The sequence below is a fragment of the Planotetraspora silvatica genome, from assembly GCF_016863315.1.
Lineage (GTDB): Bacteria > Actinomycetota > Actinomycetes > Streptosporangiales > Streptosporangiaceae > Planotetraspora > Planotetraspora silvatica.
This window is the reverse complement of the sequence record NZ_BOOQ01000027.1, coordinates 59,325-75,932: the sequence shown is the minus strand read 5'-3', so window position 1 is coordinate 75,932 and position 16,608 is coordinate 59,325. Positions and strand designations below refer to the sequence as shown.

Below are 16,608 nucleotides of genomic sequence, written 5' to 3'. Positions count from 1 at the left end.
AGGTCCGGAAATCTGCCACGATGAGATCACGTGGAACGCCGCACCGGCAGGGGATAAGCGGGCATGATATTCGACCGTAATCATGATCTCGACGGTGCGGAGCTAATGGAGTTCCAGCGTCTGCTTTACGACCCGGTCCTTTCTCCGACCGAGGAAGAAAGCACCGCAATGTTCGATGAAACCGTCAATTCACCCGAAGATGGCCATTTCGATCCAGTCGAATATGATCCCTTCGCCTCCGAGCCCCCCGAATCCGCTTACTGGGATCCCGGCGCGGAGTTCTCCCACGACGACCCCGCCGCGTGGCACGAACACCATCACCCCCACGACGGCTACTCCGGAGACGGGGACGGGCACGGATGACGCCGGACCCCAGCGACCGGCTCAGGGAGCTGTGCGACGCCACGACCGCCAAGCTGGCCGATCCCGGCCTGCGGGAGAAGGTCGCCCAGGTGCGGTCACGGCTCGACGCGCCGCTGAAGGTGGCGGTGGCCGGGTCGGTGAGCAGCGGCAAGTCCACGCTGGTCAACGCGCTCCTCGGCTACCCCGTCGCGCTGGTCGCCCCCGGTGAGTGCACGCCGTTCGTCACCCAGTACGAGTACGGCGCCGACCACGGCCGCATCGAGGTCGAGCTCGGCGACGGCCGCGTCATGGTGTCGCGGCTGGAGCCGGACGACCGGCTGCCCGCCGACCTCGGCGCACCCGTGGCCGAGATCGTCCGTGCCCGCGTCCGGCTCTCCGCGGAGGCGTTGCGCGCCGTCACCGTCGTGGACACGCCGGGGATGAACACGCTCACCGCCGGGAACGAGCGTGCGGCGCGGCGGATGTTGTTCGGCACCGCCGAGGACGACGACAGAGCCCAGGCGCTGATCTACGTCCTGCGCTACGTGCAGCGGTTCGACGACGACATCCTCACCGAGTTCAGGAACTTGACCGAGGCGTGCGGCATGACGTGCGTCAACACGCTGGCCGTGCTGAGCCAGATCGACCGGCGGGGCGACGAGGACGATCCGTGGCCGACCGCCCGGAGACTGGCCGCACGGGCGTACGCGGACCTGCGCACGGCGGTGTACGACGTGGTCCCGGTGATCGGGCTGCTCGCGGAGACCGCGCGGACGCCCGTCGTCGGCGACGGGGACATCGAGGCGCTGACCGCGCTGGCCGCGCTCGACGAGCACAAGCTCGACTACCTGCTGCTCGACCTCAACGACTTCGCCGGCTCGCCCTACTCCCCCGTCCCCGCCGAGACGGGACGCCGTCTGGTCAGGCGGCTTCACCGGTACGGCATCCGCGCCGCCGTCTCCGCACTCAGGAGCGGGCGGGCCGCCGACCCGGAGTCGCTCGGCCGCGTCCTGCTGGAGCGCTCGGGCTTCGGGGCGGGCTCGCCCCCGCCTGGCCGTACGGTCGCCGCCGGAATCACGCACTTCGCCCGCAGGGCCGGCCAGCTCAAGGCCCTGGACGGGATCAACCAGCTCCGCCGGCTGGCCCGCGCCACGGCGTTCGGCTCGGACCGTACGACGCTCGACGCGCTGGCGGCCGAGCTCGACGAGACCCGGCCGATCGCGGCGGGGCTCGGCGGACTGCGGATCTTCGCGGCGGTGGAGGCGATGAGCCGCGGCCGGCTCGTGCTCGACGAGCCGGCGCAGGCGGAGTTGCTCCGGCTGGCCCGCTCGGACGACCCCGCGGCGCAGCTGGGACTGGCGCCGGGCGCGTCCCCGCAGGAGGTCTCGGAGGCCGCCCGGACGGCGTCCGCCCGCTGGCGAGGGCTCGCGACGATGGCCGAGGGCAGGGTGGGCGGCCAGCGGGCCCATGACGTCCTGCGTGTGCTGGAGGACCTGGCGTCGGCCCCTTCGACGGCGGACGCTCCCGCTCCGCCCGTGCGCGTGCCCGCGGTTCCCGCCGTGCCCGTGGACGGCGACGCCGTACGGCTGCTGCGTGCGTCACCCCTGATCACCCCGGAGGACCGGACGGCCCTCGACCACCTCATGGAGGGTGACGAGGGCGCCACCCAGGTCGGGGCTCCCGCGGGCACGGCATCCCAGGACGTCGCCGCCCTGGCCGCCGCCCTGAGCGCGCGGTTCCGCTCGCTCCTGCACCGCCCGCTGCCGCGGCGGGTACGGCGGGCCGCGGAGACCGTGTGCGACACCTTCGCCGCCATCGCGCTCTCCGGCGCGCGGCCCGCCCAGGAGGATCCCGGACATGCCGACCACCGCTGAATCCGTCAACCAGGTGCTGCGGCTCGCCAACGAGGTGAACACCCTGGCCAGGCGGCACGGCCGCGAGGACCTGTCGGAGATCCTCGCCAAGGTGGCGGCGCGCTGGAAGGAGGACGAGACGACCATCGTGGTCGCCGGGGCGCAAAAACGCGGCAAGAGCCGCCTGATCAACTCGATGCTCGGCCGGCCGGGGCTGCTCCCCGTCGACGCCGACGTGGCGACCAACTGCTGCCTGGCCCTGCGGTACGGGCCCGCGCTGACCGCCGTCGTCACCGACCAGGTCGCGGGGAGCTTCCCCATCGACCCCGGGCAGCTCACCGACTACGCGTCGATGGCCGGCGACCCGTCACGGCGGCGGGACGTGGTGAGCGTCGACGTCACGATGAACCACCCGCTGCTGCGGGGCGTGCGCCTACTCGACACCCCCGGCGTGGACAGCCTCACCGTCGGGCACCGCCAGGTGACCGTCGCGACGCTCCAGCGCGCCGACGCGCTGCTGTTCACCCTCAGCGCCCAGGACCAGCCCGTGCTCCGGCACGAGCTGGAGTTCCTCGCCGAGGCCGCGGAGCGCGTGCAGGCCGTCGCGTTCGTCCTCACCAAGGTGGAGGACAGCGCCAACTGGCAAAGCCTCCTCGCGGAGAACCGCGCCCGCCTGGCGGCCTTCGTCGGCGAGCCGGGCGAATCAGGAGGGCCAGGAGAGCGGCTGCGGCACCTGCTCGACGCGCCCTGGCTGCCCGTCAGCGCGAAGCTCCATGAGGCGTCGGCGGCGCTGCTGTCCATGGGGGACGCGGAGCGCGCCGACGCGCTGCGCGTCCGCAGTGGGATGGCGGCGCTGGAGGACTACATCCGCGGCTGCGCGGGTGCGCGCGAGCTCGCCAGGAGCGCCACCGTGCTCTCGGCCGCGACCTCGGTGTTGTCGGCGCTCGCCGCCGTCGCCCAGGACCGGGTCGCCGCCGGGTCCGACGACGGGACCGAGCCCGCGAGCCGGCTGGCCGACGTCGAGAAGGCCCTGGCCGAGCTCGCCACGACGGCCCGCGAGCGCCGCAGGCTCGGCGCGGGCAACCAGTTCCTCGGGCAGGAGGTCGCCGGGCTCGTCCGGGCCCGTCTGGCCGAGATCCGGCGGCCGTACGAGGAGGCGATCAGCGAGCTGGACTCCCGGGCGAAGATCGACCGCTACCTCGACCAGCTTCCCGACAGCGTGGAACGCTCCCTCCAGGCCGCCTGGGACGAGATCCTCGACGAGGCGCACACGCTGACCACCCAGGCGCTCAACGAGTTCCTCGCGTCCCTGGGCCTCGCCCCGGCCGAGATGGACCTCGCCCGGGTCGCGATGCCCGCCGTACGGGCGCGCGACCTGCGGATCGAGCCGTCCGCGCCCACGCGGTTCGACTTCTTCCGCGAGGGCGTCCCCGCCGCCTCGATGGCGGCCTCGATCGGGCTCATGCTCGCGCACCTCACGCCTGTGGGGTTCGTGGTCGGCCCGGTGCTGGCGGCGGCGGTGATCGCCCGGCGCCGGGGCTGGGACGAGGTCCAGCGGAACCAGGCCTCGCTGCGGCGCCTGCTGGCCGAGCAGTTCGCGCAGGCCTCCGGCGAGCTCGCGCTCGCGCTGCAGCGAGAAGTGGCGGGCTGGCGCACGGCGGTGGAGCAGACGGCCGACGAGGCGCTGGCCAAGCAGCGCCGTGAACTGGAGGCGCGCCGGGCGGAGCTCAGGTCGGCGGCGGCCGGGGACCCGGCCGGCAGGGACCGGGCCCGCGCGTCGGGCAGCGAGCGCCTCGAGACGATCACGGCGCTCAGCCGGCGGGCGGCTGAGCTGCGCGCGGAGATCGCCGCCGCCGTCAACGCGATGAACGCGCCGCCCGCTTAGGACCGCCTTTGGCGGGCTCGCCGTTCCCCGCCCGTTCTGTACGGCCGTCGGCGGCTCCTACACGGCGATGCGCACCAACCGGGTGACGAAGGGACGGCTCACGCCGGGCGGGGTGTCGGGCAGGTGCAGGCAGAGCAGGCCGTAGGGGACCTTGGCCACCGGCTCGACCCATCCCGGCGCGCGGAACACCTCAGTGGCGCCCGAGGGTGTGACATGCAGGATGCGCGAGGTGCCGCCCTCACCCGAGACCGCCATCCAGAGCGAGTCTCCGTCGGAGATGACCCGGGGGCGCTCCAGCGGGGCGCGGGAGGTCAGGTGCCCCAGCAGGCATTCGCGGTCGTTCTGCGCGAGCACGCGGGCGCTTCCGCTCTCCGCGTCGTAGTGCAGGACGGACCAGCCCCGCGCCGGTACGACCGTGTCCATCCCGACGGCGTACATCTCCGTGCCCGCGGGGAACCACCGCAGGGCCCCGGCCCGCTGCCGCGGGACGATCACCTGGGGCGGGGCGGGGGAGGCGTCGATCTCCAGCCCGGCGTTGGTGGAGATGAACCATTTGCCGTCGTGCAGCACGACCTGCTGGAGCCAGTTGGGCGACCGGCGCTCGATACGGCTGATCTTGCCGCCGGGTTCCACCAGGCAGAGGACCTGCCAGGGGACGAAGTTCTGGTGAGCGCCGCCGAAGACGCCCTTCTTCGACTTGAACTGGCCGAGCACCACGACGCACCCCGACGATCCCACGGCGAGCGCGGCGCCACCGCCCGTCGGGCTGTCCTGGTCGAGCAGCCGCCGCTGGCTGTTGTCCTCGTTCACGAACCACTGGGCGGTGTTGCCCAGGGGCACCGGAGGCGCCTCCTGTGCGAAGAAGCCGCCCAGGCTCACCTCGATGACGGACAGGGATCCGGTCTCCCCCCAGGGCAGGCCGATCGCGTTGTTCACCAGCGTGGGCCGCCGGGGCTGGAAGAAGGCCCATCCGGCCGCGTCGCGGGCCAGCACCCGCGGCTCGCTGCCGGGCGGGAGCAACTGGCCCGAACGGATGGTGAGCTCAGGCGTCAGCGTCCGCAGCCGTACGCCGTCCGGCGCCCGATCCGCCACCACGACGCCCTCGCCCGACACCGCCCAGTCGACGACCTCGCCGAACTGCAACTCGCGGTCGGCCTGCCCGGCGGCGACGTCGATGCGCCGCAACACGTGTCGGCCCGCCTCGCCCGCGCACAGGGCGTAGACGCCCGCCGCGCTCGCGGCGACGTCGATCACGCCCTCCATGACGGGGACGATGTGGTTCTCGTTGTCGGACTTCAGCTTCCACGCGAGGCGGGCGGCGCCCAGAGCGACGACGATCTTGGGATCGTCGGAGGTGTGGACCAGCTCTCCATGGCGTTCGCGCAGGGTGGCGTGGACGAGCGGCATCCGGCTGGCGCCGCCCGTCAGGAAGATCCCGGCGAGGTCGGCCGCGGTCACCTTGGCACGTTCCAGGGTCTCGTCGAGCAGGTCGGCCGTACGCGTGACGTCGGCCTTCACCAGCCCGTCCAGATCGTCCTTCGTGATGGTGACGTCCACGTCCGCGCCGGCGATGTACTGGCTCGCGGTGCCGTACGCCGACAACGTCTCCTTGGCGATCCGCGCCTCCTCCAGGAGGTCGGCCGCGGCGGCCAGGAACCGCCTGTCGGGGTTGCCGGTCACGTCGGCGAAGAACTCGGGCCGCGTCCGTTCCAACTGCTCGCCGAAGAAGCCGTAGACCTGCTCGTCGAAGACCTCGCCGCCGATCGCGTCGTCACCGCCGGGCTCGCCGATGACCTTGAAGTCGTCGCCGTCGGCGGCGAGGACCGCGGCGTCGAACGTCCCCCCGCCGAGGTCGTAGACGGCGACCCGCTTCCCGCCGTTCACCCGATGCGTGGAGGCGTAGTGGAGGGCGGCGGCCACGGGTTCCTCGACGAGCACGATCCGCGCGTCCGGCACGACGGCCTCGCCGGCCGCCCTGAGGACGTCCCTGCGATCATCGCGCCAGGCGACCGGGCAGGTCAGCACGACACAGGACGGCATGGACCCGTTGAAGCGCACCCGGCCCTCGCTCACGAACAGGCCGAGAAGGGCGGCCAGCGCGTCCCCGACGTCGACGGGCACCCCGCCCAGGAGCATCGTCTTCTTGCCGACGTACCGCTTCGGATTGCGCTCCACCCGCTCGGGATACCGCGCCATCGACCGCTGCGCGACGCGCCCGGCGACCAGCACGCCCTGTTCATTAAGCAGAATTGTGGACGGTATCCGCTTTTCTCCCCCTATTTCCAGGATTTCTATACGGTCGTCCGTTGCGATCGCTCCAGCGGAGAAACTCGTACCTAGATCGACTCCCAGGCACCACAAAGCCATTCGAGGCTCCCCCACCCATATCCCACAAGTACTGAAGTGGATGGTCGCCCTTTTCCCCGAGGTTCGCAATGAATGTTGCTGAAATGATGTCCCGGGCACGGAATGTGAGATCCGCTCCCTCCGGGACGAACGTGACCTCCTTGGCGAAGGCCGCCTCCCGCCTTGACGCGAGCCCCTCCCACCCCGGCACAAGCAGCACCAAATCGGGCAGGAACCCTGGCCAAGTCGCGACCACGCCTGGACATCGGCACAATGTTCGATATGGCCCGACGCACGACCACACCCACGCCCGACGAGGAGTTCGAGGAGCGGATCGTCGACATCGACGTATCCGCGGAGATGCGGACGAGCTTCCTGGAGTACGCGTACTCGGTCATCTACCAGCGCGCCCTCCCTGACGCCCGTGACGGACTGAAGCCGGTCCAGCGCCGCATCCTCTACTCGATGAGCGAACTGGGCCTGCGTCCGGACCGCGGCCACGTGAAGTCGTCCCGGGTCGTCGGCGAGGTGATGGGCAAGCTCCACCCGCACGGCGACGGCGCCATCTACGACGCGCTCGTGCGGATGGCCCAGCCGTTCTCGATGCGGCTGCCCCTGGTCGACGGGCACGGCAACTTCGGCTCGCCCGACGACTCCCCCGCGGCGATGCGGTACACCGAGGCCCGGCTCGCCCCCGCGGCCATGCTCATGGTCCAGTCGATCGACGAGGAGACCGTCGACTTCCGGCCCAACTACGACGGCCAGGAGACCGAGCCCGGGGTCATGCCCTCGGCGTTCCCCAACCTGCTGGTCAACGGCGCCACCGGTATCGCGGTCGGGATGGCCACCAACATGGCGCCGCACAACCTCGGCGAGGTCATCGCGGCGGCACGGCACCTCATCAAGCACCCGGGCGCGACGCTCGACGAGCTGATGCGCTTCATCCCCGGGCCCGACCTGCCCACCGGCGGCCTGGTCATCGGCCTCGGCGGCATCAGGGACGCCTACGAGAACGGCCGCGGCACCTTCCGCATGCGGGCCAAGGCGACGATCGAGAACGTGACGCCGCGGCGCAAGGGCATCGTCGTCACCGAGCTTCCGTACAACGTCGGCCCCGAGCGGGTGGTCACCAAGATCAAGGAGCTGGTGACCGCCAAGAAGCTCACCGGGATCGCCGACCTCAAGGACCTCACCGACCGCCACAAGGGCCTGCAGCTGGTCATCGAGGTCAAGAACGGGTTCAACCCCGAGGCCATCCTCGACGAGCTCTACCGGCTGACGCCGATGGAGGAGACCTTCGGCATCAACAACGTCGCGCTCGTCGACGGCCAGCCCCGGACGCTGGGCCTGCGCGAGCTGCTGACGGTCTACGTCGACCACCGCCTCGAGGTGGTGCGCAGGCGCTCGGCCTTCCGCCGCCGCAAGCGGGAGGAGCGCCTCCACCTGGTGGACGGCCTCATCATCGCGCTGCTGAACATCGACGAGGTCATCCAGGTCATCCGCACCTCGGACGACTCGGCCCAGGCACGGGCCCGGCTCATCGAGGTCTTCGACCTGAGCGAGATCCAGGCCAACTACATCCTCGACACCCCGCTGCGCCGTCTCACCCGCTACGACAAGCTGGAGCTCGACCGGGAGAAGGAGACCCTCCAGACCGAGATCGCCGAGCTCACCGCGATCCTGTCCTCGGAGGACCGTCTGCGCGCCGTCGTCTCGGGCGAGCTCGCCGAGATCGCCAAGACCTACTCCACGCCGCGCAGGACCGTGCTGCTGGAGTCGTCGAACGTCGTCAGGACGGCCGCCGTTCCGCTGGAGGTGGCCGACGACCCGTGCCTCGTGCTGCTCTCCTCGACCGGCCTGCTCGCCCGTACGGCCGACGCCTCCCCCATCGGGGGCGAGGGTGAGCGGACGCAACACGACGTCCTGGTCTCCGTCGTCCGCGCGACGATCCGCGGCGAGGTGGGGGCGGTCACGTCGCAGGGACGCATGATCCGCGTCTCCGTGCTGGACCTGCCCGCGCTGCCTCCTTCGGCGAACCCGCCCTCCCTGGCGGGTGGGCATCCCGTGTCCGAATACGTCACGCTCGAGCCGGGCGAGCACGTCGTCGGACTCGGCGGGATCGACGTCGGCGGTCCGGGTCTCGTGGTCGGCACGGCCCAGGGCGTGGTCAAGCGGGTCGTGTCCGACTATCCGGTCAACCGCGACGACTTCGAGGTCATCGGCCTGCGCGAGGGCGACACCGTCGTGGGCGCCGTCGAGCTGACCTCCGCCGATCACGACCTCGTCTTCATCACCTCCGACGCCCAGATGCTCCGCTTCTCGGCGTCCCATGTGCGGCCGCAGGGCCGTCCGGCGGGCGGCATGGCGGGAATCCGCCTGGAGGACGACGCGCGGGTCGTCTGGTTCGGGTCGGTCGATCCGGCGCAGGAGGCACGGGTCGTGACGATCGCGGGCTCGTCGACGGCCCTCGCCGGCACCCAGACGGGCGCGGGCAAGATGTCGGACTACGCGGAGTTTCCGGCCAAGGGCCGCGCGACCGGAGGCGTCCGCGCCCAGCGGTTCCTGAAGGGCGAGGACACGATCCTGCTCGCCTGGGCGGGTCCCGCACCGGCCAAGGCCGTGTCCTCTACGGGCAAGCCCGTCCCGCTGCCCGAGGAACTCGGGCGCAGGGACGGCTCGGGCGTGCGACTGCTGCACGGCGTCGCGGCGATCGGCGGCGCACTCGGAGCCGGGCCTGACGGCGCGGGTTCCACGGACTCCGACGGCCCGTACGCTGACGGCTCGGGTTCTGACGGTGCGGGCGCCGACGACGGTGCGGGCGCCGACGGCTCGCCCCTGGACGGCGCGTAGGACGGCCAGGGGGAGGCGGCGCCGATCTTCTAGACCGGCGCGCGGGTCAGTCGTCGACGCAGAGGCAGAACGGGTGACCCGCTGGGTCGAGGAATACGGTGAAACCGTCGTCGACGCCGGGCTGGTGAGTGTGCTTGACGGCCCCGAGGGCCAGCACCTCGGTCTCGGCCTCGGCCAGGTCGTCGACGGTCACGTCGATGTGGAACTGCTGCGGATGCTCGGAGCCGGGCCAGACCGGCGGCTTGTGATCGGGAGCCCGCTGGAAGCACAGGCGGATCGGCCCGCCGTCGGACACCGTGATCCATTCGTCGTCGGACCAGACGATCTTCCAGCCCACCAGCGCGGCGTAGAAGTCCGCCAGCGCCTTCGGGTCCGGGCAGTCCAGCACGATCGAGCGCATCCGTGCGATCCCGCTCATCGCCCACCTCCTTCGGTTCACCGGTCGAAGACCCTATACCGGGATTCCGCCCGGTGCCGGTGTGCCGGGAAATGCCTCGCGAGTTCTCAGATCTCGTCCCGGGTGCGGGTGGACAGGCCGTACGTCTCGGCCACCGGATTCCACAGGTCGACGAAGTCGCCCTTCGCGTCGCCGGCGTCCTCGGAATAGGAGACGCCGTCGTCGTAGGACGAGTAGTCCGTGATGCTGCCGCTGCAGTCGTCGTCCTGGTACGACTGGCCCGCATCGTAGAACGAGTCGTCGGCGTCGCCGGAGGCCTCCAGAAACGCGACCAGGTACTCCTGCAAGGACTCTCCGCCGTCGAGCGCGTCGACCTCCAGGTCGTCGGCACTGCTCGCCTGGCTGTCGCGGGCCTCGCCGATGCTCGACAGCGTGCCGAGCGCGCTGTCCATGTCCCGGCAGGCCGACAGGTCGCTGATGGCCGCGGCCAGGTCGGAGCGTGAGGAGGCGCTTTCGTCGAGGAGGTCGTCGATCGCCTCCGCCTGCTCCTGGCCGTAGTCGTACTCCGGAGTGGGAGACGGGTCGACCACGGTCAGCCCGTCGGAGGAAGGAGATTCGTACGGGGACGGCGACTCGGATTCCGAGGGCGACTCCGACGGCGACTCCGACGGCGAGGCCGACGAGCTCGACGACGGACTGGTGGACGGGTCCGGCGACGAGCCGCTCTTGGCCGCCGCTATGCCGACCACAAGCCCGATGACGGCGACCCCAGCCACCACGGACACCACGACGGGAAGCCTGCGGGTCCCCGTCGTCGCGAAGGCGGACGGGGCCGGGGCCGGGGGCAGAGACGGGGACGGGGCGGAGCCGCCTGCCAGGAAATCGGACGCGGGAGGCAGCCGGGCGGACACCGGCTGCGCCGGTTCCGCCTGCGAGTACGGCGGAAGCCCGGCGCCGGGCAGAGTCGGGGAGAACTCCTCCAGCCGGGTCCTGGCCAGGATCGCCGCGCCGCGCGCCACCGCCTCCGCATCGTCCGGTGTCCCGCCGGGACCCGCACCGAGGGCGGCGACCGCGGCGTCGGAGGTCTCGACGCGGACTTTGGTCCGGTCGAATCCGGCGGCCACGGCGGACTCCACCATCTGGCCGCGCCGCTGGGCGTCCCACGACGCCGGGACGGCGACCACCACCATCGCCGGCGTTCCCGGGACCCGCGCCTGGGCCCGGACGCGGAGCAGGCCGAGGACGCGGGCGGGGATCTCGTTCTCGATCGGCTCGGGATCGCCGACCCCGGTGTAACTTCCGTGCGCCTCACCGACCACGAGGGCCGAACGCGTGGCGCCGAACTCGATTCCGTAAACGAGATCCGTCACGACTCTCCCTGAGTCTCACGGCGATCCAACGAGCCGGACGCCTGATATATCGGCGCGCTCCGCCCGGCCGCTACAGACCGCTTCCGCGCCGGCGTGCCGACTCCGGATCCCACCGACGCGCCGACTACCGGACCCCACTAAACGTAGGAAAGGGGCATGCGGGAACATCAACCTCATGACCGGTGCTTTTGATGATCTGCTGGCCGCCAACGAGAAGTACGCGAGCACGTTCTCGCACGGCGATCTGACTGGGCGTGCCACACGCGGGCTCGCCGTGGTGACGTGCATGGACTCCCGGATCGATCCGCTCGGCCTGCTCGGGTTGCACGCGGGAGACGCCAAGATCCTGCGCAACGCGGGCGCCCGCGTCACGGACGACGTGCTCCGCACCCTGGTGCTGGCGGTCTACCTCCTCGGCGTCGACCGCGTCCTGGTCATGCCGCACACCGACTGCCGGATGTCGAAGTCGACCGACGACGAGGTCCACCGGCTCATCGCCGCCGAGCACGGCATCGATACCCGGAGCCTGGAGTTCCAGACCGTGCGCGACCAGGAGGAGACCCTCCAGCACGACATCACCCGCATCATGACGAGCCCGTTCCTTCCCCGGACCCTCACCGTCGGAGGCGCGCTCTACGACGTCCACACGGGCCGGCTGCGGCTGGTCGAGCCACCGCGCCCATAACCGTTCCGTTCGGCGCCGCGGGGGCCGTGGGAGAGCTGGAACCCCGGCCCCGGCTGCTACGTTCTCCAGCTGAGTGGATCACCCCCCGTGGTCCACGAGGACCCCCCGACCGTTCGAAGGAACCGCCGATGCCCAGCACCTCCGTCCGCAAGGAGACCGGCGGATCCCGGTCCTTCCGCGGAATCGCCGTACTGATCGTGATCGTGCTCATCGTCCTCGCGGTGCCGACCGTCATCGGAGCCTTCAACGGCTTCGAGCGGACCAGCGGCGGCGACGTCGCCGTCGTCCGTGACGGCGGACCTCTCGACAACAACAAGGTCCGCCAGGTCATCGATCCCGCCTCGGGCGTCACCTGGATCGGCTGGTGGTCGCAGATCCACCGGTATCCGGCGCAGCAGCGCTTCTACACGATCACCTCGACCGCCGGGCAGGGCGAGCGCTCCGGCGTCGACGTGGTCACGGTCCCGAGCAGCGACGGCGTCAACATGGGCATCGAGGGCACGGTCTACTTCGCGCTCAACCTCGACCACGCGACGCTCAAGTCGTTCGACGACAAGTTCGGCACGCGGAAGTTCCGCAGTGCGGCCGGCGGCACCTTCTCCCCCTGGGACGGCGACGAGGGCTGGTCCGCCTTCCTCGACCAGATCATCCGCCCAGTGATCGACAACGACCTGCGCACCCAGGTCAACGCCTTCCGCTGCGCGGAACTCGTGTCCTCCTGCGCCCTCGTGCAGAACAACAGCAACCAGCAGGGCGGCCTGCAGCAGCAGGGCAACAACGCGAACATCGCGAAGATCCAGGACGCGGTGAACACGAGCCTCGCCGAGGACCTCAAGTCGACGCTGGGCGCGGAGTTCCTGACCAACATCCACTTCAACCTCTCCCGCGTCACCCTGCCGCCCGAGGTCCAGGCGGCGGTCGACAAGGCGCAGGCCGCCTTCGCGCAGGTCACCGAGGCCCAGGCCAAGGTCGCCTCGGCGCGCGCCGAGGCGGACGCCAACAAGGCCCGCCAGGACGGGTACAACAAGTGCCCCACGTGTGCCGAGATCGAGAAGCTCAAGGCGCTTCCGCAGGGCATCACGGTGTACGCCCCGGGCAATACCGGTGGCGTCGCGCTGCCCACCAAGTAAGCGTCGAACTCCTAGCGAAGGGGTCGGGACCCGATGCGGCTGTTCGCTCTCCCGGCGACCCTGATCGTGGTCGCCGTCCTGGTCTACCTCCTCGTGATCCTCCTGCGCGGATGGCGCAGGGCGGCGGCGCGGGACGCGTCCGGCACGCCTCGCTGGGAGGTCGACACGGTCATGGAGGACGGGTGGACGCTGATCGTCGTCAAGAGGACCGCCCCCGGCCGCCGCGGCCCGGTCGAGCTCACGAGGCAGACCGTCCGGGCCATCCCCGACGACGACCCGCACTGGGACGAGCGTTACCGCGAGGCCATGGTGGAGGCGCGTTCCCGGGTCACCACGCTGGAGATCGAGTCGACCTGATCACCGCCGGGCGAATGCCGTCTCTCCATCGGCTTCGCCCGGCGCTCACGCCGTATGATCAGAGGGTTTTCCGTACGCCGGGCTAGTTCCTAAGGGGTGCCAGTGCCGGATCCCCGTCCGCTCAATCCGGGGGCACCCGGCCAGATAGCGGGTTACCGACTGACAGGCCTGCTCGGCCAGGGCGGCCAGGGCGTGGTGTATCTCGGGATCGCCCCCTCCGGGGGGAAGGTCGCCATCAAGATCCTGCACGCGTGGATGGCGGATGACTCCGACGCGCGCAGGCGCTTCCTGCGCGAGGTCGAGATCGCCCGCCGCGTCGCGCCGTTCTGCACCGCGAGGGTGCTGGACGCCGGCCTCCACGACGACGGGCCGTACATCGTGAGCGAGTACGTCCCCGGGCCGTCCCTGGACCAGGTCATCAGAGAGTCGGGCCCGCGAACCGGTGGCGGCCTGGAGCGCCTGGCGGTGGCGACCGTGAGCGCCCTGGCCGCGATTCACCGGGCCGGCGTCGTTCACCGCGACTTCAAGCCCGGCAACGTCATCCTCGGGCCCGAAGGGCCGGTCGTGATCGACTTCGGCATCTCGCGGGCCAACGACCACACAGTCACCCGATCCGGCTCGGTCGGCACACCCGGCTACATGTCGCCCGAGCAGTTCACCGGAGAGACGGTGAGCCAGGCGTCGGACGTGTTCAGCTGGGCGGCCACCATGGTCTACGCGGCCACAGGACACCGCGCGTTCACCGGCGACACGGTTCCCGCCGTGCTCAACGCCATCCTGCACCACGAGCCCGATCTCTCCGGAGTTCCGGACGATCTTCGTTCCCTGCTGGCCACCTGCCTGTCGAAGGACGCCGGCCTCCGGCCGACCGCCTCCGAGCTCCACCGCACGCTCACGGGTGACAGCGGCCATGCCGCCACCCTGATCGCGCCCGCCCCGCCCCGGCCTGCTCCGACGGCCCCGTTACCGGTCCCCGGCGAGGCCCGGAGCACCGGCCCCGCGCAGACGCAGGCCGCGGACCCGGCACCAGGCCCGGACCCGGCGCAGACGCAGCCCGCGGACCGGGCACAAGGCCCCGCGCAGAGACAGCCCGCGGACCCGGCCCAAGGTCCGGACCCGGCACGGACACCGAGCGCCGACTCGGTTCAGCCGCGGCCCGCAGAGCGACACGAGACGCGGTCGTCCGAGCCCGATGAAGACGCCACCAATCCCGTGCCTCCCGCCGGCCCGCCCACTCGGCCGTCACCGCCCGGCCGGCCGTCCCGGCGCCGCGTGCTGGTGGCGGGAGGCGGCGTGCTCGTGGCCGCGGCGGCGGCTCTGACCCTGCCGTCCCTCCTCCGCGGAGACGACGGCGAGCCGACGACGCCGACGACCACGACCCCGTCGAGTCCGTCCGGCGCCGCCCGTACGGCACCGCCCTTCGGCACCCCCTTGTACAAGCCGCTGGCGGGCCATTCCGACGACGTCCGATCGGTGGCCCTGGGCCGGATCGACGGCACCCTCGTCGCCCTGACGGGAAGCGACGACGACACGGCCAGAATCTGGGACCTCACCGACGGGACGCCGGTCGGGGCCCCGTTCGAAGGCCACACGGGCTGGGTGCGATCCGTTGCGTTCGCGGCCGCCGGGAGCGCCCAGGTCGCCGTCACCGCGAGCGACGACACGACCGTGCGCATCTGGGACATCACCACGCGCACGGAGCTCGGCAGACTCACCGGCCACACGCGGCCCGTCAAGGCCACGGCCGCCGGAGACCTCCGTGGCACGCCGATCGCCGTCAGCGGCGGGCAGGACACGGTGGTCCGAGTCTGGGACGTCGCGAATCATCGGTCATTCGGCGACCCGCTCTCGGGCCACACCGCCACCGTGTGGTCGATCGCCCTCGGCACGCTGACCGGCACGCCCGTCGCCGTCACGGCGAGCGACGACGGCACCGTACGCGTGTGGAACCTGATCACCAGGCGGCAGATCCGCTCCATATCCGCGGGCGGAGGCGAGGGCGTGCGCGCGCTGGCGATCTACGAACTCGACGGTGTCACCTACGCCGTCACCGGCGGCCAGGACGCGGCCGTCCGGGTCTGGAACCTCTCCACGGGGGCGCAGACCGGTCCCACGCTCACCGGCCACAGCGGCCCGGTCTGGGCCCTCGCCGCCGGCAACCTGAACGGCACGCCCGTCGCGGTGTCGGGTGGCGAGGACGGAACCGTCCGCGTCTGGGATCTCCGAGCCGGACGGCCTCTCGGATCTCCGTTCCGGGGGCACGACGACAGGATCTGGTCCGTCGCCTTCGGGGATCTGGCCGGAGACCCGATCGCGGTCAGCGGCGGGCGCGACAACATGATCCGCGTCTGGAGCCTCGCCTCGCCTCCCCGATGACCGCGGACGTACTTCAACAATGGTTCATGTCGGCTAGCGTGAGGGCGTGACTCTGTCCTGGCAGGCCCGCGAGCTCACGGTCGGCGACCTGGCGGACCGGAGCGGCGTCCCCACGTCAGCGCTTCGGTTCTACGAGCGCCAGGGGCTCATCCGGAGCCGCCGCACCAGCGGCAACCAGCGGCGCTTCTCCCGTGACGCCCTTCGCCGCGTCGCCTTCATCCGTGTCGCGCAACGCGTGGGCATCCCGCTCAGCCGGGTCAAGGAGGTCCTCGACCTCCTGCCGGAGGAGCGCACTCCGAACCGCGAGGACTGGGCACGCGTGTCCGCGTGGTGGCGGGACGATCTGACCGACCGCATCGAGCACCTCCAGCGACTGCGGGACGACCTCACCGAATGCATCGGCTGCGGCTGCCTGTCGATCGACCGGTGCGCGCTGGCGAACCCGTGCGACACCCTCGGCGACGACGGTCCCGGCGCACGGCGCCTGCTCCGCTCCTAGCGTCCGGCCGGGGTCCCCGGGCTCAGGAGCCCGCGGGCGCCGTGGCGGCGTCGAAGGCGGCCTGGTGGCGGCGGATCTCGGCATGGCGGTCGGCGGACCATGCCGCCAGGGCCAGGACGATCGACAGCAGTGAGGTGCCGAGGTCGGTCAGGGAGTATTCGACCCGCGGAGGGACCTCTGGATACGCGGTCCGGTCGACGAGCCCGGTGCGCCGCAGTTGCTTCAGGGTGAGCGTGAGCATGCGCTGCGAGATGCCGGGGATCGCGTCGGCGAGATCGGAGTAGCGGGTCGGGCCGTCGGCGAGGGTTCCGATGATCAGCACGCTCCACTTGTCGCCGACGAGGTCGAGGACCTCCCGGATGAAGTCCGCGTCCTGGTCGTCCCAGTGGGCGCACGGTCCGGGCACTCTTCGCACGTTGGCCCGTACGCTCGTCCGCGCCTTCCGGACGCCCGTCGCTCCCATGCCTGCCGCCCTTCTGTCGTCGTGGCCCCGACACACATGAATGTGCATTTTGTAC

General features: G+C 71.4%; 13 protein-coding genes. 9 read left to right on the top strand and 4 right to left on the bottom strand.

Annotated features, from left to right (window positions below; translation table 11 throughout):
• The first annotated feature begins 63 nt into the window (after positions 1-63).
• Genes Psi02_RS20725 through Psi02_RS20715 form a run of 3 tightly spaced genes read left to right on the top strand, consistent with a single transcriptional unit; the run spans position 64 to position 4,080 of the window.
• Positions 64-363 carry a hypothetical protein gene (locus Psi02_RS20725; RefSeq protein ID WP_203976586.1) on the top strand — a complete coding sequence of 100 codons (300 nt, stop codon included), beginning with the start codon at positions 64-66 and terminating at the stop codon, positions 361-363.
• Complete coding sequence (locus Psi02_RS20720) at positions 360-2,216, top strand: dynamin family protein (RefSeq protein WP_203976584.1); 1,857 nt, start codon at positions 360-362, stop codon at positions 2,214-2,216. The genes Psi02_RS20725 and Psi02_RS20720 overlap by 4 nt, the downstream gene beginning before the upstream one ends.
• A complete protein-coding gene (locus Psi02_RS20715; RefSeq protein WP_203976581.1) occupies positions 2,200-4,080 on the top strand; it encodes a dynamin family protein in 1,881 nt (626 codons plus the stop codon). Before Psi02_RS20720 ends, Psi02_RS20715 begins: the two co-directional genes overlap by 17 nt.
• Positions 4,081-4,137: 57 nt before the next feature.
• Here the strand turns inward: Psi02_RS20715 and Psi02_RS20710 are convergent, their stop codons facing one another.
• Complete coding sequence (locus Psi02_RS20710; protein WP_203976579.1) at positions 4,138-6,309, bottom strand: Hsp70 family protein; 2,172 nt, start codon at positions 6,307-6,309, stop codon at positions 4,138-4,140.
• 399 nt (positions 6,310-6,708) lie between these two features.
• Between Psi02_RS20710 and Psi02_RS20705 the strand changes: the two genes are divergently transcribed.
• Positions 6,709-9,276 (top strand): DNA gyrase/topoisomerase IV subunit A, encoded by a 2,568-nt coding sequence (locus tag Psi02_RS20705; RefSeq protein WP_203976577.1) that lies wholly within the window; start codon positions 6,709-6,711, stop codon positions 9,274-9,276.
• Positions 9,277-9,322: 46 nt separating this feature from the next.
• On the opposite strand, the gene Psi02_RS20700 is transcribed toward Psi02_RS20705, so the two are convergent.
• The gene (locus Psi02_RS20700) at positions 9,323-9,694 is read right to left on the bottom strand and encodes a VOC family protein (RefSeq protein ID WP_203976574.1); all 372 of its coding nucleotides are present in this window, start codon (positions 9,692-9,694) and stop codon (positions 9,323-9,325) included.
• A gap of 86 nt (positions 9,695-9,780) precedes the next feature.
• A complete protein-coding gene (locus tag Psi02_RS20695; RefSeq protein WP_203976572.1) occupies positions 9,781-11,043 on the bottom strand; it encodes an acetate and sugar kinases/Hsc70/actin family protein in 1,263 nt (420 codons plus the stop codon).
• A 175-nt stretch (positions 11,044-11,218) separates the two neighbouring features.
• Here Psi02_RS20695 and Psi02_RS20690 point away from each other — a divergent pair, with 175 nt between their 5' ends.
• From Psi02_RS20690 to soxR, 5 genes are all read left to right on the top strand, one after another.
• Positions 11,219-11,728 (top strand): beta-class carbonic anhydrase, encoded by a 510-nt coding sequence (locus Psi02_RS20690; protein WP_203976570.1) that lies wholly within the window; start codon positions 11,219-11,221, stop codon positions 11,726-11,728.
• 128 nt (positions 11,729-11,856) lie between these two features.
• Positions 11,857-12,858, top strand: coding sequence for an SPFH domain-containing protein (locus Psi02_RS20685; RefSeq protein ID WP_203976569.1), 1,002 nt, complete (start codon positions 11,857-11,859; stop codon positions 12,856-12,858).
• 33 nt (positions 12,859-12,891) lie between these two features.
• Complete coding sequence (locus Psi02_RS20680) at positions 12,892-13,215, top strand: hypothetical protein (protein WP_203976566.1); 324 nt, start codon at positions 12,892-12,894, stop codon at positions 13,213-13,215.
• 102 nt (positions 13,216-13,317) lie between these two features.
• Positions 13,318-15,591: a serine/threonine-protein kinase gene (locus Psi02_RS20675; protein ID WP_203976564.1), complete on the top strand. Its 2,274-nt coding sequence runs from the start codon at positions 13,318-13,320 to the stop codon at positions 15,589-15,591.
• A 46-nt stretch (positions 15,592-15,637) separates the two neighbouring features.
• Entirely contained in the window at positions 15,638-16,090 is a 453-nt protein-coding gene (gene soxR / locus Psi02_RS20670) for a redox-sensitive transcriptional activator SoxR (protein ID WP_373317639.1), read from the top strand.
• A 22-nt stretch (positions 16,091-16,112) separates the two neighbouring features.
• On the opposite strand, the gene Psi02_RS20665 is transcribed toward soxR, so the two are convergent.
• Positions 16,113-16,496: a winged helix-turn-helix transcriptional regulator gene (locus tag Psi02_RS20665; protein ID WP_239095030.1), complete on the bottom strand. Its 384-nt coding sequence runs from the start codon at positions 16,494-16,496 to the stop codon at positions 16,113-16,115.
• Positions 16,497-16,608: the final 112 nt, after the last annotated feature.

Bases quoted from the DNA above. Each gene is read 5' to 3' on its own strand.
- Psi02_RS20690 (WP_203976570.1), top strand. From the start codon at position 11,219: ATGACCGGTGCTTTTGATGATCTGCTGGCCGCCAACGAGAAGTACGCG.
- Psi02_RS20680 (WP_203976566.1), top strand. From the start codon at position 12,892: ATGCGGCTGTTCGCTCTCCCGGCGACCCTGATCGTGGTCGCCGTCCTG.
- Psi02_RS20720 (WP_203976584.1), top strand. From the start codon at position 360: ATGACGCCGGACCCCAGCGACCGGCTCAGGGAGCTGTGCGACGCCACG.
- Psi02_RS20685 (WP_203976569.1), top strand. From the start codon at position 11,857: ATGCCCAGCACCTCCGTCCGCAAGGAGACCGGCGGATCCCGGTCCTTC.
- Psi02_RS20725 (WP_203976586.1), top strand. From the start codon at position 64: ATGATATTCGACCGTAATCATGATCTCGACGGTGCGGAGCTAATGGAG.
- Psi02_RS20705 (WP_203976577.1), top strand. From the start codon at position 6,709: ATGGCCCGACGCACGACCACACCCACGCCCGACGAGGAGTTCGAGGAG.
- Psi02_RS20700 (WP_203976574.1), bottom strand. From the start codon at position 9,694: ATGAGCGGGATCGCACGGATGCGCTCGATCGTGCTGGACTGCCCGGAC.
- Psi02_RS20715 (WP_203976581.1), top strand. From the start codon at position 2,200: ATGCCGACCACCGCTGAATCCGTCAACCAGGTGCTGCGGCTCGCCAAC.